The sequence below is a fragment of the Lysinibacillus sp. UBA5994 genome (genome assembly GCF_002429725.1).
Lineage (GTDB): Bacteria > Bacillota > Bacilli > Bacillales_A > Planococcaceae > Lysinibacillus > Lysinibacillus capsici.
This window is the reverse complement of the sequence record NZ_DJAU01000061.1, coordinates 100,702-125,465: the sequence shown is the minus strand read 5'-3', so window position 1 is coordinate 125,465 and position 24,764 is coordinate 100,702. Positions and strand designations below refer to the sequence as shown.

The 24,764-nt window shown below is 36.1% G+C and carries 19 protein-coding genes; 12 read left to right on the top strand and 7 right to left on the bottom strand.

All coding sequences use genetic code 11. The annotated features are described in order from the left end of the window. The first annotated feature begins 40 nt into the window (after positions 1-40). On the top strand, positions 41-460 hold the full coding sequence (locus tag B3D98_RS21315) for a universal stress protein (protein WP_054550012.1): 420 nt from the start codon (positions 41-43) through the stop codon (positions 458-460). A 61-nt stretch (positions 461-521) separates the two neighbouring features. On the opposite strand, the gene B3D98_RS21310 is transcribed toward B3D98_RS21315, so the two are convergent. From B3D98_RS21310 to B3D98_RS21280, 7 genes are all read right to left on the bottom strand, one after another. Then, entirely contained in the window at positions 522-1,379 is an 858-nt protein-coding gene (locus tag B3D98_RS21310) for a DUF6612 family protein (protein ID WP_048395106.1), read from the bottom strand. 247 nt (positions 1,380-1,626) lie between these two features. Then, a complete protein-coding gene (gene qoxD, locus B3D98_RS21305; protein ID WP_004226585.1) occupies positions 1,627-1,911 on the bottom strand; it encodes a cytochrome aa3 quinol oxidase subunit IV in 285 nt (94 codons plus the stop codon). Then, positions 1,911-2,510, bottom strand: coding sequence for a cytochrome aa3 quinol oxidase subunit III (gene qoxC, locus B3D98_RS21300; RefSeq protein ID WP_016991860.1), 600 nt, complete (start codon positions 2,508-2,510; stop codon positions 1,911-1,913). The genes qoxD and qoxC overlap by 1 nt, the downstream gene beginning before the upstream one ends. Position 2,511: 1 nt before the next feature. Beyond that, a complete protein-coding gene (gene qoxB, locus B3D98_RS21295; RefSeq protein ID WP_048395108.1) occupies positions 2,512-4,455 on the bottom strand; it encodes a cytochrome aa3 quinol oxidase subunit I in 1,944 nt (647 codons plus the stop codon). Between the two features lie 61 nt (positions 4,456-4,516). After that, a complete protein-coding gene (gene qoxA, locus B3D98_RS21290; RefSeq protein WP_103118508.1) occupies positions 4,517-5,422 on the bottom strand; it encodes a cytochrome aa3 quinol oxidase subunit II in 906 nt (301 codons plus the stop codon). An 826-nt stretch (positions 5,423-6,248) separates the two neighbouring features. Further along, positions 6,249-7,091 (bottom strand): DUF2785 domain-containing protein, encoded by an 843-nt coding sequence (locus B3D98_RS21285; protein ID WP_259948300.1) that lies wholly within the window; start codon positions 7,089-7,091, stop codon positions 6,249-6,251. Between the two features lie 240 nt (positions 7,092-7,331). Continuing rightward, positions 7,332-7,796 (bottom strand): hypothetical protein, encoded by a 465-nt coding sequence (locus B3D98_RS21280; protein ID WP_103118506.1) that lies wholly within the window; start codon positions 7,794-7,796, stop codon positions 7,332-7,334. 213 nt (positions 7,797-8,009) lie between these two features. Between B3D98_RS21280 and B3D98_RS21275 the strand changes: the two genes are divergently transcribed. The 11 genes from B3D98_RS21275 (at position 8,010) to B3D98_RS21225 (ending at position 24,752) form a co-directional block, all read left to right on the top strand. Continuing rightward, on the top strand, positions 8,010-8,993 hold the full coding sequence (locus B3D98_RS21275; RefSeq protein ID WP_048395114.1) for a hypothetical protein: 984 nt from the start codon (positions 8,010-8,012) through the stop codon (positions 8,991-8,993). A gap of 119 nt (positions 8,994-9,112) precedes the next feature. Further along, on the top strand, positions 9,113-10,402 hold the full coding sequence (gene tig / locus B3D98_RS21270; protein ID WP_048395116.1) for a trigger factor: 1,290 nt from the start codon (positions 9,113-9,115) through the stop codon (positions 10,400-10,402). Between the two features lie 682 nt (positions 10,403-11,084). Further along, the gene (clpX, locus tag B3D98_RS21265; protein ID WP_036075657.1) at positions 11,085-12,356 is read left to right on the top strand and encodes an ATP-dependent protease ATP-binding subunit ClpX; all 1,272 of its coding nucleotides are present in this window, start codon (positions 11,085-11,087) and stop codon (positions 12,354-12,356) included. Positions 12,357-12,586: 230 nt separating this feature from the next. Continuing rightward, entirely contained in the window at positions 12,587-14,911 is a 2,325-nt protein-coding gene (lon, locus tag B3D98_RS21260) for an endopeptidase La (protein ID WP_048395119.1), read from the top strand. Positions 14,912-14,915: 4 nt separating this feature from the next. Beyond that, positions 14,916-15,497, top strand: coding sequence for a ribosome biogenesis GTP-binding protein YihA/YsxC (gene yihA, locus B3D98_RS21255; protein WP_048395121.1), 582 nt, complete (start codon positions 14,916-14,918; stop codon positions 15,495-15,497). Positions 15,498-15,632: 135 nt separating this feature from the next. Beyond that, positions 15,633-15,806, top strand: a complete 174-nt coding sequence (locus B3D98_RS21250; RefSeq protein WP_081011007.1) for a YjfB family protein — start codon at positions 15,633-15,635, stop codon at positions 15,804-15,806. A gap of 143 nt (positions 15,807-15,949) precedes the next feature. Continuing rightward, positions 15,950-17,611, top strand: a complete 1,662-nt coding sequence (locus tag B3D98_RS21245) for a hypothetical protein (RefSeq protein WP_066036515.1) — start codon at positions 15,950-15,952, stop codon at positions 17,609-17,611. Positions 17,612-17,794: 183 nt separating this feature from the next. After that, complete coding sequence (locus B3D98_RS21240) at positions 17,795-19,243, top strand: S-layer homology domain-containing protein (RefSeq protein WP_004226619.1); 1,449 nt, start codon at positions 17,795-17,797, stop codon at positions 19,241-19,243. Between the two features lie 18 nt (positions 19,244-19,261). Beyond that, positions 19,262-22,180 carry a vWA domain-containing protein gene (locus tag B3D98_RS21235; protein WP_115674151.1) on the top strand — a complete coding sequence of 973 codons (2,919 nt, stop codon included), beginning with the start codon at positions 19,262-19,264 and terminating at the stop codon, positions 22,178-22,180. Positions 22,181-22,377: 197 nt separating this feature from the next. Next, complete coding sequence (gene hemA / locus B3D98_RS21230) at positions 22,378-23,742, top strand: glutamyl-tRNA reductase (protein WP_288585941.1); 1,365 nt, start codon at positions 22,378-22,380, stop codon at positions 23,740-23,742. Between the two features lie 182 nt (positions 23,743-23,924). Beyond that, the gene (locus B3D98_RS21225) at positions 23,925-24,752 is read left to right on the top strand and encodes a cytochrome C assembly family protein (RefSeq protein ID WP_004226624.1); all 828 of its coding nucleotides are present in this window, start codon (positions 23,925-23,927) and stop codon (positions 24,750-24,752) included. Positions 24,753-24,764: the final 12 nt, after the last annotated feature.

Below are 24,764 nucleotides of genomic sequence, written 5' to 3'. Positions count from 1 at the left end.
GAGAAAACATGGAATGCTAGGATGAATGGGGAGGACAAACATGGCAAACTATCTTAAGATCGCAGTAGCAATTGATTTCTCAGAACAATCATTAAAAGCATTGGATCGAGCTAGTCAATTAGCAAAGGAACACAATGCTATTTTGCAATTGGTGAATGTCATTGATACAAAATCGTTTGGAGCAGTTTCAGCATATGACTTAAAATATGCCGAGGAATTGAAGAAGGAAAACATTCTTAAAATGGAAAAGCTAGAAAAAGAGGCATTACAGACAGGAGTCAAAGAGGTCGAATCCATTGTAGAAACAGGTTCACCAAAAGGCATTTTAACACAGTTACCTCAGGTTGATTTAATTGTTTGCGGTGCAACTGGATTAAATCGTATGGAGAAAATGATGTTAGGCTCTGTGGCAGAGAAAGTCGTACGTCATGCGCTTTGTGATGTGTTGATTGTTCGTTAGTTGTTAAAATAGTTGAGAGTAAAAGAACCTGCTTGTGCTAGTAGACAAGCAGGCTCTTTTTTTATTGGAATGTTTGAGCATTATCAATAATGCTTTGAGGTATATCGATTGTTTTTAGATGATTAAATTCAGTATACGTAACGACTGATTTTGTATTCATTAACAATTCGTCACCTTCTACGGCCATTTTTAAGTCAAAATTCATATCCATTTTGTTCGTATCGAAAGTCTCTTTATCGATGTGTAGTACGTAGTTAATTTTTTCAATTGATAGTTGATCCATTGGATTTTCTTCTAGACCCATTTCTTGCATAGACTTATTAATCTCAGAATCGATTAGTTCTTTGAATTTATCGCCTTTTGCATCTAATGTAAGGACGTATTCATCATCCGTTTGTTCAAATGTAAAGTCCTTAATGAATTTTTTCAATTGTTCTAGCTGTTCCTTCGCATCAGCAGAAGCCGCCGTTTGATCTAATATAGCATCAAAGTTCTCATCAGGGAGCTTTAACCAGCTATCTGTTGTCGAATCCTTCATAAATAAGCCTGCATCTTTTTTCATATACATTTCAATTGGCATGTCCATTGTTTCTTTACCTTCATTCATCATATCAGGCATTGTCATAGATCCTGATAAATGCATTGCAAGTGGATCAACGATGATATCCATCTCCATTTTGGAGTCGATTGAAAACTCCATTGCTTCTTCACCAGACCCAACCTTTGTCACCTGTGTCATATCCATTTTAGCACTTGCACTTTGAATATCAGCCTGGCGATCTACTGCTTTGTCATACACTTGTTCTAAAGTGAGTTTGCTTTTATTAGTTGTGTCTTTCGTAGGCGTAGCGCTTGAATTACAAGCGGCAAGTGTCAAAGCTAGTGTTCCGACTGCTAATACTTTAAAAATTTTCTTCATTACTTTCATCTCCTATTCTTGGTAAAAAACACTATCTACTACTATACGCACTAAAAAAGGAAAAGTTTCATAAATTGTTAGAAAAGAACTACTTTTTTATTAAAAAAATAACATTACTCCTACTTTTGTAATCTTTAAACGCGATAATTACCAAATGAATAGGGATAAAACAAAAAAGCTGTCATGAACTTATCGTACAAGGACGATAAGTATAGACAGCCTTTTGCTTACACCATAGTGTAATGGATCAATTATAACCCCAGATCATAGCAAATAATGTACCAATGATTGTCACAACACCTACGAATACTGAGTATAAAATTGTTGTATATAACGTTTTTTTATCTTCAGATTCACCGATGTGCATGAATAATACTAATTGTACAGTTGCCTGTGCAAGAGCAGTTACTAGTAAAATTCCAAATGCCATATTAAGAGACATATCAAATTTTACAACTGCTAAAGCTACGATTGTTAGTAATAGTGAGAAGCCGAAGCCCATGACATGTTGTTTTGGGAATAATTCCTTCATCAGCTAATCAGTCCTTTCAAATAGACGAAGCTGAAGATGAAAATCCAAACAACGTCTAGGAAATGCCAGTACAGTGAGAAGATAAACGCTTTATTAGCCGTTTGTGGGTTTAAGCCACGTTTCGCTACTTGGATTAAAATAGCTACGCCCCAGAAGAAACCAAATGTTACGTGGGCACCGTGCGTTCCAAGTAAAGTCATTAATGACGATAAGAATGCGCTTGTTTGAATCGTCGCACCTTCGTGTACATATGTGACAAATTCATCAATCTCAATAGCTAAGAAGCCAAGGCCTAGTAATAGAGTGATGATAAAGAATGTCATCATCGCTTTTTTACGACCAATACGCATTGCATGAACACCAAGACCAATTGTGAAACTACTTGTTAATAATAAGAATGTTTCCCATAGAACGGGAGTTAATTCGAAAATCTCGGCACCATCTGGTCCACTACCTGTACGTGTATGAAGTGTGAAATACACAGTAAATAAAGTGGCAAATAACACGATTTCGGCGCCAAGGAAAATCCAAAAACCAAAGATTTTTAGACGGTTTTCCTCTGTACTATATTCTAATGGAAGTGAAGAATCGATTTTCATATTATTTATCACCTCTCAAGCTTTTCTCAGTTGCCATTACTTCCTCAACTGAAATGTAACGACCATGATCTTTTTCAAATGAACGATGGATCATGAAGCCAAATACACCAAGCATACTGATGATGGCTGGAATCCATAAATTAAATACAGCGAAGAATGCTGCAAGGAAGAAGAATCCACTCATCCAGAAAGGTGTGCCTGTATTATTTGGCATGTGAATTTTTTCGATTGTACCTGCCGTAATATCGCGACCTTCTTTTTTCGCGAACCAGAACTCATCTAAGCGAGTAACGGTAGGCACTACGGCAAAGTTATATTCTGGTACTGGAGAATGAGTAGCCCACTCAAGTGTACGACCATCCCAAACATCTGCCTTTTCATTACGAGGCATATGCTTCCAGCTATAGTAAATATTGTAGACGATTAATGCAAAGCCGACTGCAAGTCCTAGAGCACCAACGAACGATAACATGTTCAATGGACCATAACCAGTAGACTCAGAATAAGTGTACATACGACGAGCATATCCATCTAAACCTAAAATGAATAGTGGGAAGAACGTTACGTTGAAGCTGATGGCAATGAACCAGAAACCAGCTTTCCCTAATTTTTCATTTAGACGGAAACCGAACATTTTTGGCCACCAGTAGTGGTAACCTGCAAGGACACCAAATACTGTACCTGGAATTAATACATAGTGGAAGTGGGCAACTAAGAACATCGTATTATGATATTGGTAGTCAGCACTTGCCATCGCTAGCATTACCCCTGTAACCCCACCAATTGTGAAGATAGGAATAAAGCCAAGTGCATAAAGCATCGGTGTTGTAAATTGAATTTTCCCGTGCCTCATTGTGAGTAGCCAGTTGAATATTTTAACCCCAGTAGGAACGGCGATTGCCATTGTTGTAATAGAGAAAACACTGTTTACCATTACACCATGACCCATTGTATAGAAGTGGTGGGCCCAAACTACGAATGATAGTAGGGAAATGACCACCATACTCATCACCATTGATTTGTAACCGTATAAGTTTTTACGTGCGAATGTTGCAATGATTTCTGAGAAAATACCGAAAGCAGGTAGGATAACGATATAAACCTCAGGATGTCCCCAAACCCAGAAAAGGTTGGCCCAAAGCATATCCATACCACCGTCTTGCATCGCAAAGAATTTTGTGCCGAATTGACGGTCAAACATCATAAGAGCAAGCGCTACAGTTAATACTGGGAACGCGAATACGATAATAATGTTTGTAATTAAAATTGACCAAGAAAACATTGGCATTTTCATTAATGTCATACCAGGAGCACGCATTTTAATGATCGTCGTGATAAAGTTAACACCTGTCATTAAAGTACCAATACCTGATAATTGAAGGGCTAAAGAATAATAGTTATTCCCTACAGTCGGACTAAAATCCGTACTTGCAAGAGGGAAGTAGGCTGTCCAACCAGCGTCTGGTGAACCACCGATAATGAATGATAAGTTTAATAAACCAGCACCTGCTGCAAATAGCCAGAAGCTGACAGCATTTAGACGTGGGAAAGCAACGTCACGTGCACCGATTTGAAGTGGAATGACAATGTTCATTAAGCCGATAACAAATGGCATCGCCATAAATAGAATCATTAATAAACCGTGTGTTGTGAAAATTTCATTATAGTGTTGTGCATCAAGAAGTCCGTTATCTGGAACGGCTGTTTGTGCACGCATTAATAGTGCATCGATACCACCGCGGAATAGCATTAATAAAGCTACTGCGATATACATAATCCCGATTTTTTTATGGTCAACAGTTGATAGCCAGTTTTTGTAGAAATAGCCCCATTTTTTGAAATAAGTAAGGCCTGCTACGATAACCACTGCACCAACTACGATACTAATAGCTGCCGCTAAAATCATCGGTTCTTGCATTGGATGGAATAATTCTTCCATACTCATTGGATGCGCTCCTTTCAGAATTAAAAATTAATGTCTCGATTCGTTCAACGATAAAATCAAATTAATGACCAGAATGTTCATTATTCATGTCTTCTTCAGACATGTCCCCATGATCCATTTCATCCATATTCATGTGTTTGCCATGTTCCATTGGAGCTGGTCTAAAGTCTAAGTGTGTAGATGAGAAGCTTTGGCGACCAACATGTTCTGCCTCTAAAAGCTCATCAAATTTTTCTTCTGTTAATGGTGCCTCTTTCGCTTTAACATCAGCAACCCATTTATCGAAGTCTTCTTGTGTCATAGATTGTGCTTCAAATTCCATTTCTGCAAAGCCACGTCCATTAAAGTTAGAGTTACGTCCCATAAATGAACCAACTTCATCTGCTGCAAGGTGAATTGTTGTTAACATATCACTCATAGCATATTTTTGACCTGCTAATTGAGGAATCCAGAAACTTGTAATTGGACCAAATGAGTAAAGCTTAAATTCGATTGGACGATCCACCGGAATGTTTACATAGTTAACTGTTTCAACACCTTCTTCTGGATAACTAAAGTGCCATTTCCAGTTTGATGATGATGCATAAATCACTAAAGGCTCCTTATCGTCATAACCTGCTGGTTGAGCTTCTACTGTAGATGTTGTTCTTACTGTCACAACAGCTAAAAATGCTACGATAATAATTGGAATTACTGTCCATGTAATTTCAAGCAGATGACTTCCTTCTTCATGAGGAGGCTCATAATCTGCAGCTGCTTTTGACGCACGATATTTTGTAAGCATAAAGGCTAAAAGCACATACACGACTAGCAATATAAAGGCCATTGTAATAATGGATAAGATAATTGTGTTTGATAATGTTTCAGCATTAGGTCCTTTTGGATTGAACACTGTTAATGGTTCACATCCAGCAAGAAGAGCAATCGCACTAAATGCTACTAACATTAAACTTAATTTTTTCTTCATGTTTGACTCCTTTCTATAGAACGGCTATTCATAAAATTCATGTGTTTTTTGTCAGTGTCACATTTACAAATAGTTGATACTGAGGTCACCTCTTTTATCTTGGCGTATCAATCAACAACATAAGAAATTACAATGGCATGGTTCAATATGAAACATAAAATCTAGTGTTGATTGATCTGATGCAAGCGTTAGCAAAATCAATGATTTGCGCAATCGTTTAAATACATACTTGGTTAACTACGATTGTCACAATCTCTCGTTGTTTGCACATTGGATTATACGCCCTGTTTTTAAGAAAAAACATAATTTTGTTATGAAAATGATAGTATAGCGGTATTGAATTTGAACATTTTTTGAACAAAAATCGTTATTTTAGTATTGGTATTTATAGGTTTTATTTATTAAACACTGTGGAAACGTTGAAAATACTGCATTCCTGATGTTTACCTAAGTAAATAATTTAAACTGTGAAAAATGGTATTTCACATTTTAGACGCTGTTTTGTAATAAAATCATTGTCATACCAGACCTATTGGGATTTTTTATTTGCCTTTTATCCAAAAAAGGAGTAGATGCAATGACGTTTTATGGAAACAATAGGTTGAATTTTCAATGAAAGGAATGAGCAAGGAGGGAATAAATGGAGTGAAATATTAATTATGTTAATATAATAACAGCTTTTCTTTAATATCCATATTTTTACTTCATTTGTTTTATTTGAAAAGTAAAAAGCAAACTAAGCCAGTTCTTAGTTTGCTAGTATTTTAGAAAAAATTTATGTTATCAAGAATTAAGCGGTGTAATTCAGCATTTTTAAAATTACCTGTCAATCACCAAGCTTCAGCCATTTGGCTACTTGTCCATAAATCGTATTTTGAAGCTGTGGAGCTTTATTATTCATTTTCAAAGAAAAATACAGTGTTTTCATAAAGTTTAAGGTACAAGTTCTTCCACTAAAGAAGAGCTCATTATAACCTTGTGTCATTAAATGCATTTCAAATTTATCAAAAGCCTGCTCAACAAATTCGATCAGTGCTTCCTCTGAGTAATTTTGAAGCAATAATGCATCCACTATATTAATTAAACGTTCCTCTTCATCGTTAACAAAGACTGTTTCTTTCCAAGTGACAAGTTTTAATGCATGTAAAATGGATGGTGCATACTGTAAATCGAATTTTGGATGTTTTATTGTTGTTGTAGCTAAATCTGCACCATGTGCAATACTGTGTGCCCATCCTTTTCCCTGAACATATCCTCTCATATCCTGTTCTAATAACAAATAACGGCCAATTTTTTTAAAGAACACTTGTAGGTCTTCATCTCTTAAAACAAGTAATTCAGCGTCCTTTGCAAGAAGACCTGCAACTAGTAAAGCAGAAAAAGAACGAGTAAAGACACTATCCTCTGTTTTATCTCCGATATGTAAATATAAAAAATCCTCACCTGTAACTGTATCAAACAAATATTGAAGTTGTTGAGAACTCAATAAATTATCACTTAGTAAATCAACAAAGGTGCGATAAATGAGCTGGTCTCGTAATTCGGCATCAACTGAGCCAATATGGGCTAACATCTCCTGTAATAGCCAATCACTATGTTGGAACATAAATGTCTGACGCTCAGACAGTGTCATTGTAGAAAAAGACTGTAATGTTTCTTTAATATCCATGTAAAAAAGCCCCCAACTTATTTTTGTATTTTATATTATAGCGCCATTTCATTTCGAAGGGATAAATTTGAAACCATCATTTTAATCAAGCACAGTTAGAATGTCCTCTTTAAAACATAATTTTTACAATATTATTTCCAGAAACTATAGAAAGTTGTTATGATAGAAACGCAATAAAATGGTAAAACTAAAATGTGAACAATAAAAAAGACATACCTATTTAAGTATGTCTTTGTCTAGCTAAATAATGACTGCTGATTTAATGCCAATTGGCCATTCAGTGAGCGTGTGTTGATTTGTCTTTAACTCGACAAGAATATTGGCATTTTTGATTGCATCAATGAGCCATTCACTATAGTGACGATTTGGTTCAGGATGTTGTAAAATCTGCTGCATATCTTTTTTATCAACATGTAGCAGCTTGTAGTTACATTCAATGTTTACTTTTTGAGGAATAATGGAAAGAGACTCGTTTTGATGACCAAGTGCAATAGATCCAGGAATACACCCTTGAATTTTTAAAATATAGGTGCTGGCTTCTTGTGTGTAGACATCTATTTTGGTGCGTGTTAAAAGTTCAAATTCTATCGGCTTATCTTGAAAAGGGCCGTCCGTTGTAGAAATTGAAATGACTTTAATCGATAATGCCTCGAATGCAGATGAGATACAATGATCAAATTCTGTAATTGTATCAAGTAATTGCATGGATTCCACTCCTTGTTAAGAACTTGATTTTCTTGATGCAGACAACAAAGGGGAAGCGTCTGCGAATTGTGATAAATTTTAGACTATTCTAATTATAATACAATTTATTACAAAATATGAATGCAAAAGCAATAATTTTTTGTTAAAAACAAGAAACTTGGATTTTTTTAGTAAATAGCAGAAATGAAAAATTAGAATAATGAGGTGAGAAAAATGACAAAAAGAAAGCGTCATGTCATTAAACATGACAATGTTGTTGTTTTTCCGGGCGCTGTCCAAACATTAATACGTGAAGGACATATGTTTGCTGAAAATTTTCAGTATGAAAAAGCGGTGGCAAGCTTTGAAAAGGCATTTGTGTACGAAGCTGGGGATGAATTTGCTCTTAGTGCTTATGCTTTCGCTTTGTATGAATTAAAGGACTATAGCAAGACAAAGGATGTTTGTGAGCAATTATTTTCAATGGGTACGTCATTTTATGTAGAAATCATGGAATTGTACATTACCGTATGCATGCAGTTAAAAGAATACCATCAAGTAGAGTCATTAATTTCAACGCTACTTGAAGAAAATGTTTTGCCTCAGGATCAAATTGAAAAATTTGAACGCTTAAAAAATTTGAATAGTGAAGTGTCTAAGAATCTAGAAAAAAAAGAAAATGCACAACGTTTAATAGAAGAACAAGAATATGACCTTGAGAAATTTAGGGCACTTAGTCCAAATGAGCAATCCATTCGCTTACATCGACTTATGGATACAAATGTAAGACAATTAAAAGAGCCGTTGAAAGAGATTATTGAATGTTCCACGATCCATCCGTTTGTCCAGAGTCTAGCACTTATATTATTAGTAGAACAAGAAGTAGCTATCAATGTTACAGTAGCCAAATTTAATCAAACCAAAGTTGTTAATCCTACTGAATTAGTATTGCCTAACCAGCTACCGCAGTATGGAGAAATAAAAAATATACTAGAAGTGAAGCTAGAACAAGACCCATCGACTTTGGAAATGGTACAATATTTAATGGCAAAGCATGCCATTGTAACGTATCCATTTGAATGGCACCCGTTCGAAGCAGATGATGTTGCCTATAGTTATATTGATTTTGTCTTAGCGATGCTTGGAAATGTACAAGAAATGGACTATGAAATCATTGACTTTTTACAAATGTTAGAAAAGCTAACAGAACTACATTAGGTATGAAATAAGTTGAAACTATACACATCTATGTTATACTAAAATGGTTGTCAAAATCGTAGTTACGAATGAATTGTCTAACATCTTAAACTTGATTATTTATTTGGAGGTATTTATACATGTCAGCAAAATGGGAAAAACAAGAAGGTAATATCGGTACTCTTACAATCGAAGTACCTGCTGCAGAAATCGACGCAGCAATGGACCAAGCGTTCAAAAAAGTTGTAAAACAAATTAACGTACCAGGTTTCCGTAAAGGTAAAATGCCTCGTAAAATGTTTGAACAACGTTTTGGTATCGAATCTCTATACCAAGATGCATTAGAAATCATCGTTCCTGAATCTTATGCAAAAGCAATTGATGAAGCTGGAATTATGCCAGTTGATTACCCAGAAATCGCTGGTACAGAAAACTTTGTACACGGTCAAGATTTCACATTCACTGCACAAGTAACAGTGAAACCAGAACCAAAGCTAGGAGACTATAAAGGTCTAGAAGTATCTAAACTTCCAGTAGAAGTAACGGATGAAGAAGTAGATGCACAAATTCAAGATCAATTAGCTCGTAAAGCAGAGCTTGAAATCAAAGAAGACGAAGCAATCGTAGAAGGTGATACAGCTGTGATCGACTTCGAAGGTTTCGTTGGCGAAGAAGCTTTTGAAGGTGGTAAAGGTGAAGACTATCCACTAGAAATCGGTTCAGGTTCATTCATTCCAGGTTTTGAAGAGCAATTAGTTGGTGTTAAAGCTGGCGAATCTAAAGATGTAGTTGTTACATTCCCAGAAGAATATCATGCAGCTGAATTAGCTGGTAAAGAAGCTACTTTCAAAGTAACTGTGAAAGAAGTTAAAACAAAAGTTCTTCCTGAGTTAAATGATGAATTTGCAAAAGAATTAGATCCAGAAGTTGAAGGCGTTGAAGCTTTACGCGCTAAAATTAAAGAACAAACTGCAGCTCAAAAAGAAACAGAATCAGATGCAGCTCTTCGTGATGAGCTTGTAGAAAAAGCAGCTGAAAATGCGGATTTTGAAGTACCAGCAGGTATGATCAACTCTGAAACTGATCGTATGTTACAAGAATTTGGTCAACGTTTACAAATGCAAGGTATGAATCTAGACCTTTACTACCAATTCTCTGGTCAATCAGAAGAAGACTTACGTGGCCAAATGAAAGAAGAAGCTGAAAGCCGTGTGCGTGTATCATTAACACTTGAAGCAATTGCTGAAGCTGAAAAAATTGAAGCATCTGAAGCTGATATTGAAGCAGAATTAGAAAAAATGGCTGCTCAATTTAACATGACAAAAGATCAAATCACAAGTGCTTTAGGTGGAACAGCAGTACTTGAAAATGACATCAAAATCCAAAAAACAGTTGAATTTTTAGTAGAAAACGCTAAAATTACTGAATAAGATTTTGTGTAATTAGATAGCCCAAAAAAAACAAGGTACGGCATTCATCCGTGCCTTGTTTTATCACATAAACTCTTAGCAATCAGTCCCCTTAACATTTAATTCACTTTATACTTCACTTATACATAGTATTGTTTTAGTTTTTATCTTCATTCAGCAGATGTTTTTGTATCCAAAGTATTATGTCAGGTACAAAAAACTCCCATCTCACATAGATGGCGAGCTGTAAGCCTTTTAACCTTTTTAGTGTGTGTTTAAACCACGACTGAATGAAGATAGTGCCTGCTGGCAGGCGGCAAGGATTTAGATGAAGTCCTGGCGCTATTAGAGTCAAGGCGAAATTGATACGATGCTAAACTTAACTTCATTCAGAAAGGTTCTAACTAAATAAAATTTATTTTTTGAGTGATATACCCTTGGTTGATGAATGTAGTAGATTTATAAATAGAGATCAGTAGTTTGTAGTGTGTCGGAAGTGAATAAATGTAACTTTATAGCAGTATAAGGTGGCGAAGTAAGCAGGTTCCTATAGCATGCTTCGAAAGACAAATGAAGTAAAGTACATGACGATGCGTTATAATCTACACATGCATAATTACTGAGGCGTAAATGATGCAGACAATTTATTTGATAAAGGTTCAATAATCTTGTAAGATTGTTGCTTGAATAGGGGTGAAACATATTGTTCAAATTTAATGATGAAAAAGGCAATTTAAAATGCTCATTCTGTGGAAAACCACAAGAACAAGTGCGTAAATTAGTTGCAGGTCCAGGTGTTTATATTTGTGATGAATGTATCGAGCTTTGTTCAGAGATCGTTGTAGAGGAACTAGGTGTAGAAGAGGAGATCGAATTCCAAGATATCCCAAAACCGAAAGAAATCTTAACGATTTTAGATGAGTATGTAATTGGACAAGAGCGTGCTAAAAAAGCATTGGCAGTCGCAGTTTACAATCACTATAAACGTATCAATACGAATAGTAAAATTGATGATATTGAATTAGCAAAATCGAACATTGTGTTAATCGGCCCAACTGGTAGCGGTAAAACTTTATTAGCTCAAACGTTAGCACGTATTTTAAATGTTCCATTCGCTATTGCGGATGCTACCTCCTTAACTGAAGCAGGTTATGTTGGTGAGGACGTTGAAAATATTTTATTAAAGTTAATCCAATCAGCTGATTATGATATCGAACGCGCTGAAAAAGGGATTATCTATATTGATGAAATTGACAAGGTTGCACGTAAGTCGGAAAATCCATCTATTACACGAGATGTTTCCGGCGAAGGTGTTCAGCAGGCACTCCTAAAAATTCTTGAAGGAACAGTTGCAAGTGTTCCACCACAAGGAGGACGAAAACATCCTCATCAAGAATTCTTACAGATCGATACAACCAATATTCTTTTCATTGTTGGCGGTGCATTTGATGGTATTGAAACCATCATTAAACGACGTCAGGGTGAAAAAGTAATAGGATTCGGTTCAGATCCGAATAAAGTAGATGTAGATGAAGGTTCTATCATGTCCAAGCTGATTCCTGAGGATTTATTGAAATTTGGTTTAATACCAGAGTTCATTGGTCGATTACCTGTACTTGCGAGTCTGGAGCAATTAAACGAAGCAGCACTAGTACAAATTTTAACAGAGCCGAAAAATGCACTAGCCAAGCAATATCAAAAAATGCTTGAATTAGATGGCGTTGAGCTTGAATTTGATGAAGATGCTCTTGTGGCAATTGCTAAGGAAGCAATTGAACGTAAAACAGGTGCGCGTGGTCTTCGTTCAATTATTGAGTCAACAATGCTTGATGTAATGTACGAATTACCTTCACGTGAAGACGTGAAAAAATGTATCATTACAGCAAAAACAATTACGGATAAAGAAAAACCGAAATTGCTTCTTGAAGATGGCACTGAACTCGATGAAGGTAGCGACACTAAAACTTCAGCATAATGAATAGACGTGGCTGTCTACCGTTGTGAGATAGAGAGTAATTAGCTGACTTCGATTGTGCAATATTCGCACATATCGACAGTCAGCTTTTTATTCATTCCTACATAAAGCCAGCTGTAACTTGAAGAAATTTTTGGCTCGCTTCAATATCTAGTGTGAATCAACTTTTTAAACACATACTAGTAGCGCGGGATGTTAACATGAAAATTTTGACGGAGGTGAATGCCCGCATGGTGACAATACAAAAAACAACAAATGTACCATTATTGCCTTTGCGTGGACTTTTAGTATTCCCATCGATGGTGTTACATATTGATGTGGGTAGAAATCGTTCTGTAGCGGCGCTTGAGCAGGCAATGTTAGAGGACCAAATGATTTTATTGGTAACGCAAAAAGAAATGCACGATGAACAACCTGAAGAGCAAGATTTGTATTCAGTTGGTACAATTGCTTATGTCAAACAAATGCTTAAATTACCAAATGGCACGTTACGTATCCTTGTAGAAGGAGTTGCTCGTGCAACGTGGAAAAACTATCGTGCGTTAGAAAAGTATACGGTTGTCGATATTGAAATTAAAGAGGAGTCAACGGAAAAAGATGTAGAAACACAAGCATTGATGCGGACATTGTTGACGTATTTTGAAAAATATGCAAAATCCTCCAATAAAATTACAACTGAGACGATCAATACTGTAACGGATATTGAAGAGCCTGGCCGTTTAGCTGATATTATTGCTTCTCATTTGCCGTTTAAAATTGCCGACAAGCAAGAAGTATTGGAAATGCTAAGCGTTAAAAAACGACTAGATCATTTAATTATTCGCTTGCATGATGAACAGGAAGTATTGGATCTAGAAAAGAAGATTAATTCCAAAGTAAAGCAGTCAATGGAGCGTACGCAAAAGGAATATTATTTACGTGAGCAAATGAAAGCTATCCAAACGGAGCTGGGAGATCGCGAAGGGAAAACTGGAGAAGTTGCAGAATTACGGAAGCGTATCGACGAAGCTGGTATGCCAGAAACAACAAAGGAAGCAGCACTGAAAGAATTAGATCGCTATGAAAAAATACCTGGAGCTAGTGCTGAGAGCGGTGTTATTCGCAATTATATTGATTGGCTTATTTCATTACCGTGGACAAATGCTACAGAGGATCGCATGAATATTGCCCATGCTGAAAATATTTTAAACCGAGATCATGATGGATTAGAAAAAGTCAAAGAACGTGTTCTAGAATATTTAGCAGTACGTCAGCTGAAAAATTCACTGCGAGGACCTATTTTATGCTTAGCAGGGCCTCCAGGTGTTGGTAAAACATCATTAGCTCGCTCCATTGCCGAAAGTTTAGATCGAAAATTTATTCGTATTTCTTTAGGTGGTGTTCGAGATGAATCGGAAATTCGCGGACATCGACGTACGTATGTTGGTGCAATGCCAGGACGTATTATTCAAGGAATGAAAAAAGCAGGTACCATTAATCCAGTATTTTTATTAGATGAAATCGATAAAATGTCGAATGATTTTAGAGGTGACCCTGCAGCAGCAATGCTTGAAGTTTTAGACCCTGCACAAAATAATACATTTAGTGATCATTATATTGAGGAACCATATGATCTATCTAATGTGTTATTTATTGCAACTGCCAATGATTTAAGTAGCATCCCAGGACCATTATTAGATCGTATGGAAGTAATATCAATTGCAGGCTATACTGAAATCGAGAAAGCTCAAATTACAAAAAATCATCTTATACCAAAGCAGCTTAAAGAGCATGGCTTGAAAAAAACGCAAGTGGTAATCAAAGATGAAGCAGTCACTGATATTATACGTTATTATACTCGGGAAGCAGGAGTTCGCGGTTTAGAACGACAAATTGCTACGCTTTGCCGTAAAATTGCCAAAGTAATTGTATCTGGTGAGAAAAAACGCGTAACGGTTAGCTCAAAATCATTACAAGATTTACTTGGTAAACATCGTTTCCGCTATGGACAGGCTGAAAAGGAAAATCAAGTGGGTGTCGCTACTGGACTTGCTTATACAACAGTTGGTGGAGATACATTACAAATTGAAGTTTCTTTAACACCAGGTAAAGGGAAGTTACAACTAACTGGTAAGCTTGGTGAGGTAATGAAGGAATCTGCTCAAACAGCCTTATCCTATGTTCGTACGAAGATGGAACACCTTAATGTGGATGCTGAATTTTTTGATACACATGATATTCATATCCATGTGCCAGAGGGTGCAGTACCTAAAGATGGACCTTCAGCTGGTATTACAATGGCAACAGCTATCGTTTCGGCTATTTTACATCGCCCGATTCGCCGCGAGGTAGGTATGACAGGTGAGATTACCTTGCGTGGCCGTGTATTGCCAATCGGCGGCTTAAAAGAAAAAACATTAAGCGCTCACCGTGCAGGATTAACGACAATCATTTGTCCAAAGGATAATGAACGCGATATAGAGGATATTCCTGATAGTGTACGTGAGCAACTAACATTTAAACTAGTGACATCGGCTGATGAAGTTTTAGCCTATGCGCTGGACGGAGGTTTTTAAAAAAATGAAAGTCCATAATGTCGAAATGGTCATTAGTGCGGTACGACCAGACCAATATCCAGAAGATGGACTGCCAGAATTTGCATTAGCAGGTCGTTCCAATGTAGGAAAGTCTTCCTTCATAAATCGAATGATCGGACGTAAAGCTTTAGCACGTATTTCATCTAAGCCTGGTAAAACACAAACCCTTAACTTTTATAAGATTGAAGAACAGCTATTTTTTGTAGATGTTCCAGGGTATGGTTATGCAAAGGTTTCTAAAACAGAGCGTGAGGCATGGGGAAAAATGATCGAGCGCTATTTTACAGGACGCCAGGAGTTAAAAGCAGTCGTACAAATTATAGATTTGCGACATCCTCCGACAGCTGATGATCGTATGATGTATGATTTTTTAAAGCATTACAATATTCCTTGCATTGTCATCGCAACAAAGGCAGATAAAATTCCAAAAGGTAAGTGGGATAAACATAAGAAAATTGTCAAAGAGACACTGGAGATGGAAAAAAGTGATTCACTTATTGTCTTCTCATCAGAAACGGGTCTTGGCTTTGAGGAAGCTTGGAAAACAATCGAAAATAAAATGTAATAAAAAACATCTATTGTATCTAAACCGTTAGGACAATAGATGTTTTTGTATTTTCAATCGAGTGGTGTAGAAAATTAGGGAAAATACTTGATGATGAAACTATTTGTCCGATAAATTAGATAGGAGGTGGACTAGATGGATATCGCAGCTTTATCGATGGCAATGAACCAAGCAACACTTATGCAAAATGTATCTTTAGCTGTTACGAAACAGGCAATGGAAATGCAACAGCAAAATACAGAACAGTTAGTTGAAATGTTAGATGCTCCACATCCAACAGCCGGACATACAATTGATATTCAAGTATGAAGTAGGCAAGGTAGCTTGATGCTAAAAGCTACCTCAACTTTTGTTTTTAGAAATAAATTCAAGAAGGCCTAAAATGTAACTTTTCGAATAAGAAAAACTACCAATAATACGATATACTAATAATTAGTAAGGAGGCAGGTTTTTTGAAAAAATATTTATACATACTGATGATTACGTTACTGATGATAGTTGGTTTTTCCTTTAATCAATCTGCTAAAGCAGCCCAACTAGTGACAGGGACATTTGTTGATGTAACGTTTTCAGAATATACGAAGCCTGATGGTACGATAGAAAAGCAACTTAGTAAAATTACATTGGAAAATGATCGTGGACGAACAGTAACGTTTAATATTAATAAAAATACTAGATTATATATTAATAATACGTCTACAACGATTGAGGGTTTTAAGATGGGGATGGAAGTCGAGGCTGAAATTTCTCTTAGAAGTGTTGTTGAACTTCGCGGTACCTCTCATACACCAACAGAAACAAATGTACCATCAACAGGAAGCAGTAACGGTAAAACAACTGCTGGTGTCGTCACGAGTATTGATCCAAATGGTTTATTTATCATGGTAAAACCAGATGTTGGCGCAGAAACGACATACTATTTAAACAAAGAAACCAATTATCAAAAAGGTTCTTCTGCAACAGATATTAGTGCATTATACGTTGGGGATCGAGTTAAATTAAGTTTCAAAAATAAAACTTCCTCAATCATATCAAAGGTAGCTATCAGTGAAACAGGTACGCTCGTTGAAAACTTATATAAAGGCGAGATACAAGCGGTCAATCCTAATGCCAACAAGCTTACCGTGAAAAATCAGCATGCCTTTGTAAACTGGCAATTTGGCTCTCAAACAACAAATGATCTTTCAACTATGCCTTTTACATCCAAAGTACCAATCTATGTTGGGAATACGAAAGTCGAGAAAGGTCAGCTGAAAAATTATATAGGTAGCGAAGCATACTATGCGACCGTTAAACAATTTGGTAAGGAAGTAATCGAGAAAATTGTCGTATTAAAAAATAATGAAAGAACATATTACGAACCAATGCTGTCTGTTGATACAGATTATCAACTATTAAAACTGAAAACAGCAGGAACAATGTATTTCCATAATGGAACTATTTTAATTCGAAATGGACGATTAATTGAACCTACTGGTCTTATGGCATATGGTACTGCTTTTGTCGTGGCTGATGGTGCTACTCGTGATCACTATGCCCAAGTAATACAAGTTACAAGTGATAGCTTCATGTCACCTAATCTTGCAGGTCATGAATTATATTATGGACGCTTATCTCAAGCAGATGGATATGTAATTGAAATTGACGATGCGATGAAGATTGAATCAAATGTTTTCAAGAAAGCAGATCGTACTGTACTGTCAGTTAGTAATACAACGAAAGCTATGGTAGATGACGGCAATAAAACATATAGTGTCATGCCAGATATTGAACTTTACTTATCTGAGGGAGACTATGGTTATTTCTATGTGAAGGAAGGCCATGTACAAGCTCTTCATATTTTAGACAAGGCTAAACCTGTTGCCCCTCTAATGCTTGCAGGGAAACTACAGTCTGTAAAATCTACGTATCCTGCAGTCATTAATGTCAAGAGTGTTAGTCAATGGCAAAATGGTCGTTGGTATGAAGCGGGTGAAATGGTTAATATGAATATTGACCAAGCGACACTGATTAAAGCAGGTAAGGTGATTCAAGCTTCTGACTTACAGCCATCTGATCGTTTAGTTGTATTATCAGATCGATTTGTTAAAGCTCATTTTATTTTGGTAGATTAGTATAAATATTAAACTAAAAAATCTGCGAGTCCCATGCGAATATGTTTCATAATCGAAAGATGAAGAAGTTACTTCGAATAGGCTAAATTGTGTATATATTCGCAAGACGAGCAGATTTTTTAGTTATATTAGAAACAAGCTTCATTATGCACGCAAATGCACAGTGAAAGAGAGGAAAAGCGAATGCAAAAAAAATTATCTAAAATAATGTTTCTAGTCCTTGCTGTCTTTTTGATTGGAACAACTATTCCATTCAATGCATCAGCCGCTTCATTAGAAACAACAGGTGCTGTAAAAAACGAATATACATATGAAGAAGCTGTGTTCCTTTCAGGGACACCTGTTATTTTTAAAGGGACAAGTAAAGATATTAAAATTGCTCAAAAAGAATCAAAAGGTAAATTAACTGAAACGTATAGCATGAAGTTAACAGCAAGCAATGGCGCAACATTGACAAGAAATATTGCCTATGAATCAGATGTAGTGGATTATGCAGTTCTTGGTCAAAAAACATCCAATGGTGAAGTGAAGAAATACACTGAAAAAATCACAATTGGCGCCATTACTTATTCCTTAGTCGATTATCAATTTTCACAAGGAACAGTTACTGATAATCGTGCAGCCTCTGATTATTACTCAGGAAATATTATTTCTAGAAAAACCTATGCTTTTGAAACAGGAAAAGGAAAAAATGCTGTTCAAAACACAGTAACAATTGAAACAGATAGTCGACATGCAGGCTATGAGAACTTCTGGGGTGCGACAGAAACTCAAATCACGGAATCTGTTTATTCTTATAGTGATGGTAAAACAAGTCATGTGAAAAATCGTTTATCTACAAGTAAATCACGTGTTTTAAATTATGAGGAAAATCTCGGTAGCTTAGGGAGTTTTGAAGGTGGATATGCAGTCGTAAGTGAAAAGGATGTTATTTCTGAATATACATACGACCTATCTTCAGGACAAAAAGGTACACTTGATTTAGATACAGAGTACATGCCGACAATTGAACGTCTTATCATTCCTAAATTCAGAGATTTAACAACCCATTATGCGAAAGAAGCAATTGAAAAACTTTATTCTCTAGGTATTTACTCAGATTCAAGTAACTTCTTTTCTCCTAATACACCAATGAAACGTATTGATTTTACGACGGCTATTGGTAAAGCGGTTGATTTACGTGTGTTTGAAGAAAAGAAATCAAAAAAGACACCTACTACAAGTGTTTTTAAAGACTTGAAGCGTTCTATCAAAGATTACGGTTATATTGAATCAGCGTTAAATAAAGGGATAATCAAAGGTGTATCAGCTGACTACTTTAAGCCAGATAATGCTATTAATCGCGCACAGGCTGCAACTATCTTTGTCCGTGCCTTAGGACTTGAAAATAGAGCACCTGATCCTGGTTACTTAACTAAATTTACAGATGACAAACAGATTCCAAATTATGCGAGAGATGGCATCTATATAGCGAATGAACTTGGCTTAATGATTGGTGATGCTGCTGGTCGTTTTAATCCAAATAAACCGCTAACGCGTGCAGAGGCGTCAGTTGTTTTAGAACGATTCTTGAAATATTTAGAGGATGACTTAAAACAAAACTATCGTGATGACATATTGTTCTTTAACTAAAGAAAGGATGGAACAAAAATGACATATGTAAAAAAAGCATTGCTTGCTATGCTTTGCTTCATGCTTCTACTGATGACAGCTACACCTACTGTTACGCAAGCAGCTACAACAATTAGAGATGTTCCAACAAATAGCAATAATTATAAAGCTATTTCATGGGCGGTCGATAATGACCTGATGTCCTTAAATAGTGCAAGTAACTTTTTACCAAATGATCAAGTGACAGATCGCGATCTTGTTCTGATGTTTGCCAAACTAGATCGTAACTATGCTTTATCTTATATTGATAGTGTTGCTTATAATTTCTACAGTGATTTTTATTTACCATTTAATGGTACACATGTAAATACGAATCGAACAAAAGCTGTAACACGTGGCCAATTTGCCCAAATTTACGCGGCTTTTAAAGGCTTGGATTTAGATGAGCCACAGGCAGTTCAATATTTATATTCAAATGATTTATCTACAAGCTCTACAGGCAAAAACACATTCGCTAGCTTTAATCCATCCACAAAACTAACACGGGGTGATGTTGCTGTATTTTTCTATCGTGCTGTTCAAAATAGCACTTTCGCAGTACAAGGATTAAAACGTAGTCCAGCTGGTCGTGATAATGATAGCATTACGTTACCACCTGGTTTTATGGGATCTAGTAGTGCTGATTTTGAAGAGCCAAAGGATAATTCAAATGATTTTACTGGACCAAATAATGTTAATAATGCATTGCAGAGTATCGTGGTGGAAAAACCGGATTTAATTGCAAATAATGTAGATACCACACTAGTTACAGTGTCTTTAAAGGCTTGTAATGGTGATCCTATCGCTGATGATAAATCTTATTCATTCCGCGTGAAGGCATCCTACGGAAATATTGTTGATACTGCAGGTGAAGCAGTTGACATTGTCCAATCGGATGGTTCAACGGTATCTGCTATAGTGGTAGCACCAAAATTAACTAAATCAGTACGTGATACAATAACTTTTGAGCTGATTAATAATACGGACCCAGCAATGAAGTGTCTAGTTGGAGAGAAACTAAACGCAGAAGTGCGTTATGCACCACAGCCTGAATTGCGTATTGATTACCAAGTATACGACCCAGCAAATACAGATGATAATGGGAGCGTGATTCCTGAATTTCCAAAAAGTGAAGATATTCCAGAGTTCTTTACGCAAAATTTAATTGATGTTTATAGCCCAGTTCCTCTAGATTCTAATTCAGATAAAAAATTATTTAGTATTGGGCAGCAAACAAATGTGAAGGACGTTTTAGGGAATGTGCAAAACATCTATTTGCGTTACGGTGGATCTGATCCTAAATATCCGGCATTAGGTTATGAAAATGCTATTCTTCAATTTGAAAACTATGATATTTCTGTTCACTTATTTGAGGAACTTTTAAAGACACGTTTTGAGAACTCTGTTACAACGCCAGCTAAAACGGAAATAATGTATTTAATTGCTGACGATGGTCGTCCTATTTATCGCGTTCAGGGCATTGATGATGATATTGCCTCACAGGTAGAAAACATTAATCCAGTAGGCGCCATTATTCAGCTTATGAAAGAAATGCCAGACGAAAAAGATTTAACATTAGAACATTATGACAGTGTTATGAAGATTTATTCGATCTTCACTAACTTAAGTAACTATGACCGCACGGTATTATTAAAATACCAAGGCGGAAAATTACTTGGACAAGTAGAGGCGTTTAAAAAACGAGTAGAGGCCCTAAAGGAAAGTGCGGATGCTGCATCAAGACCTTCAGGAAAAGATCGTTATACAAAAGTAATGGTGACTTTAGTGCGTCCTGGTGGAGAGCCTATTACAGATTATCAAGGAACAGTCAAAATTAAGTATGACGGAGTAGAAAAAACAGCTTCATTCATTACGAACACTTCTGATCCATTAAATAACACAGGGAATCCAGGTACTGCTGTAGCCTACTTTGATTCAGTTATATATGGCAAATCTAAAGTGGAAGCAAGACTTGTCAATCCAATAGACCCTCGCTATGCAACGTCCTTGAAGGGTTTAAAAGATAAAACAGTGACGAAAGATATTTTTACGAATCCATACTTCAGTAAAAACTCTTGTTCTTTAGCAACAGAAATTGCCTATGTAGTGGATTATTCTTCTTCCATGAAGGCTGTTGATCCAACAAATTATCGTGGGAAGAAAATGATTGAACTAATCAATCAATTAAAGGCTAAAAATAACATAGTCATTGAAACCAATACAAAAGCGACAGTACTTGGAGAAGGTACAACAGAAAATGTGTTGAAAAAAGATCTTTATAAAGCATCGAAAGATAAGGGTGCAACCGATATTTTTGCAGGCATCGATATTGCTTTAACAAAATTCTCGAACGATTCGAAAACATCCAAAGCTATTGTCGTTGTATCTGATGGTAAAACGAGTAAATCAAAAATGACAAAAGTTATAAATGAAGCGAAAAAGCAAGGTGTCAAAGTATACACAGTAAGTATGGGCAAAAAATCACAAGTAAATGACGCTACTTTAATGCAATTATCTTCAGAAACGGGCGGAACGTACTTCCATGCAATTGATAATTTGCAATTGCATCAAGTCTTCCAGAAGTTAATTGATACAATTTTATGTAAAACGCAAGCTTCAAGCTGTATCAACCCAGAAGATTTATTTGAAGAGACAAGTGTTTCGCTACGAAAAGGTTATATTACAATGAGTGCTCGAGTTGATGGTAACTGTCAAAACGTTGCGAAGATGAATGTACGTTTTAATTCAATCAGTGGAGATGTCCAGTTTGATTTGCAAAAGCGTAGTGATCAAGTGTATATGTTAACAAAAACTGTTCAAACTATGCAGGACTTTAAAGTCAATGATGAGATTGAGTTTATAGCATACGATAAAGATGGAAATATGATTGCAATAAAGACTGTTACAATAACAAATTAATGAGAAAACTGCCTCCGATAATGGGGGCAGTTTTTTAATTTGAAACAACACGTATAATTTGTTACACTTAGTTTATAATAATTCTAATGTAGATGACGAAATGCAGTTCTTCATGACATGTTCACAAATTATTGATGAACTCTTGTCGAACTGTGCTATAATGAGATTTGTGAATTAGAACGTGTGAGGTGTTATTCATGCATACCATCGTAGTAGGCTTGAATTATAAAACAGCGCCTGTTGAAATACGTGAGAAGTTATCATTCATTGAGAGTGAACTGCCACAAGCAATGGAAGCGCTGCAAAAGCAAAAAAGTATATTAGAGAACGTAATTGTTTCGACATGTAATCGTACAGAAATATATGCTGTTGTGGATCAATTGCATACTGGACGTCATTTTGTGAAACAATTTTTAGCCAACTGGTTTGATTTGCCTGTGGAGACATTTTCTTCGTATTTAACGATTCGTGAAGAAGATGAGGCAGTCGAACATTTATTTAAAGTGACAGCTGGAATCGATTCAATGGTTCTAGGTGAAACGCAAATTTTAGGGCAAGTAAAAAAAAGCTTTTTAAGTGGACAAGAGATTGGCACAACAGGAACGGTATACAATCAGCTATTTAAACAAGCAGTAACATTTGCAAAGCGTGCTCATAATGAAACAGCGATTGGTGAGAATGCGGTATCCGTTTCCTATGCGGCCGTAGAATTAGCAAAGAAAATTTTTGGCTCTTTACAACGCAAGCATGTAGCTATTTTAGGTGCAGGAAAAATGGGGGAACTTGCAATTGAGAACCTTTACGGTAGTGGGGTAGGGAAAGTTACTGTCATTAACCGTACATTTGAAAAAGCAGAAAGCTTAGCAGCTAAATTCCATGGTGAAGCTAAATCAATGAAGGAATTACAATGTTCTTTGTTAGAAGCGGATATTTTAATTACTTCAACAGGTGCTACTGATTATGTTATTGATTACGAGCTAATGCAATTTGTGGAACGTTTACGTAAAGGAAAACCATTATTCATGGTAGATATAGCGGTTCCTCGTGATATTGACCCACGAGTTGGCGACCTACCAAATGTATTCCTATATGATATTGATGATTTACAAGGTATTGTCGAAGCGAACTTAGCAGAGCGTGAACGTGCTGCTGCTGATATTACTAATATGATTGGCGAAGAAGTTGTGCAATTTAAAGACTGGGTAGCTACTCTTGGGGTAGTGCCAGTCATCTCAGCATTACGTAAAAAAGCAAATCGTATTCAACAAGAGACTATGACAAGTATCGAAAATAAAATGCCAGATTTAACGGAACGTGAACGTAAAATTTTAAGCAAACATACAAAATCTATTATCAATCAATTGTTAAAAGAGCCAATCTTGCAAGCTAAAGAAATGGCTAATTCTCCAAAAGCAAATGAACAGTTACGTTTATTCCAACAAATTTTTGGTATAGAGGATGCTGTGGAAGCTGAAGTTCATGAGATGACAAAGCAAGAGCTTGAGCGCAAAGAACGCGCACAGGTTTCTCAGACTTCTGCTGAACCAAAGTACTCTTTCTAAATTATCTATTGCGCTCACGTAGAAAGCTGTGATTGTACATGGGTGTTACGCGCAATTGGATTTTCTACTGATATTACATGAGGCGTTTTCGTATCTGTATGGTAAACTAAGGATACGAAAACGTTTTTTTGTTTTCTATGCTAAAATAGTTTATTAATTTCACGACAAAGAAGGGATGTCTATTGGCTGATTTGACCATGACGAGGCTCTATGAAGTGATGATCGTCTTGTATGCGATCAGTCTAGTTTTTTACTTTACTGATTATTTTTATAAGCAAGTACGTGCAAGACGCATTGCTTTTTGGCTTGTTTCATTTGTATGGATGATTCAAAGTGCCATTATCATTTTAACGTTTGTGGAAACGAAGCGTTTTCCGATTTTATCCTTGTCTGAGGGAATACTTTTTTATTCCTGGTTACTCGTGACGTTATCCATTATCCTTCATTGCATAGCAAGGGTGGATTTACCTGTGTTTATTATTAATATACTAGGATTTTTATTCGCTAGTATATTTACTTTTATGCCGAAACGTCCTACAGGAGCTGTCGGGGATACTTTAATTTCAGAGATGCTTTTTATTCATATATCATTTGCAATATTGTCTTATGCAGCGTTTACATTAACATTTGTGTTTGCCATTTTGTATCTCGTTCTATATCGATTGCTGAAAAAGAAAAAGTGGTCGCATTTATGGACTAGATTGCCTTCCTTGCAGCAGACAAGCAGCTGGATGAATATTTCATTTTTCATTGGAATTCCGATGTTATTTATAAGTTTAATATTAGGGTTTGAATGGGCACTATTAACATTAGAGAGTCTTTCGATTTTCGATGCGAAAATCATAGGGTCCTTCATTATTTTAATTTTGTATTGTTTTATCCTATATGTGAATCGCAAAAGCAAGCTGACAGGTACAACTTATGCATGGGTACATATTTATGCCTATCTATTAGTTGTTGTAAACTTCTTCTTAGGTAGTAGTTTATCGCGATTCCATTTATGGTATTAGAAGAAAGGTTGG

Excerpts from the sequence above, each read along its gene's own strand:
- B3D98_RS21315 (WP_054550012.1), top strand. The coding sequence starts at position 41 with ATGGCAAACTATCTTAAGATCGCAGTAGCAATTGATTTCTCAGAACAA.
- B3D98_RS21310 (WP_048395106.1), bottom strand. The coding sequence starts at position 1,379 with ATGAAGAAAATTTTTAAAGTATTAGCAGTCGGAACACTAGCTTTGACA.
- qoxD (WP_004226585.1), bottom strand. The coding sequence starts at position 1,911 with ATGAAGGAATTATTCCCAAAACAACATGTCATGGGCTTCGGCTTCTCA.
- qoxC (WP_016991860.1), bottom strand. The coding sequence starts at position 2,510 with ATGAAAATCGATTCTTCACTTCCATTAGAATATAGTACAGAGGAAAAC.
- qoxB (WP_048395108.1), bottom strand. The coding sequence starts at position 4,455 with ATGAGTATGGAAGAATTATTCCATCCAATGCAAGAACCGATGATTTTA.
- qoxA (WP_103118508.1), bottom strand. The coding sequence starts at position 5,422 with ATGAAGAAAAAATTAAGTTTAATGTTAGTAGCATTTAGTGCGATTGCT.
- B3D98_RS21285 (WP_259948300.1), bottom strand. The coding sequence starts at position 7,091 with ATGGATATTAAAGAAACATTACAGTCTTTTTCTACAATGACACTGTCT.
- B3D98_RS21280 (WP_103118506.1), bottom strand. The coding sequence starts at position 7,796 with ATGCAATTACTTGATACAATTACAGAATTTGATCATTGTATCTCATCT.
- B3D98_RS21275 (WP_048395114.1), top strand. The coding sequence starts at position 8,010 with ATGACAAAAAGAAAGCGTCATGTCATTAAACATGACAATGTTGTTGTT.
- tig (WP_048395116.1), top strand. The coding sequence starts at position 9,113 with ATGTCAGCAAAATGGGAAAAACAAGAAGGTAATATCGGTACTCTTACA.
- lon (WP_048395119.1), top strand. The coding sequence starts at position 12,587 with ATGGTGACAATACAAAAAACAACAAATGTACCATTATTGCCTTTGCGT.
- yihA (WP_048395121.1), top strand. The coding sequence starts at position 14,916 with ATGAAAGTCCATAATGTCGAAATGGTCATTAGTGCGGTACGACCAGAC.
- B3D98_RS21250 (WP_081011007.1), top strand. The coding sequence starts at position 15,633 with ATGGATATCGCAGCTTTATCGATGGCAATGAACCAAGCAACACTTATG.
- B3D98_RS21240 (WP_004226619.1), top strand. The coding sequence starts at position 17,795 with ATGCAAAAAAAATTATCTAAAATAATGTTTCTAGTCCTTGCTGTCTTT.
- B3D98_RS21235 (WP_115674151.1), top strand. The coding sequence starts at position 19,262 with ATGACATATGTAAAAAAAGCATTGCTTGCTATGCTTTGCTTCATGCTT.
- hemA (WP_288585941.1), top strand. The coding sequence starts at position 22,378 with ATGCATACCATCGTAGTAGGCTTGAATTATAAAACAGCGCCTGTTGAA.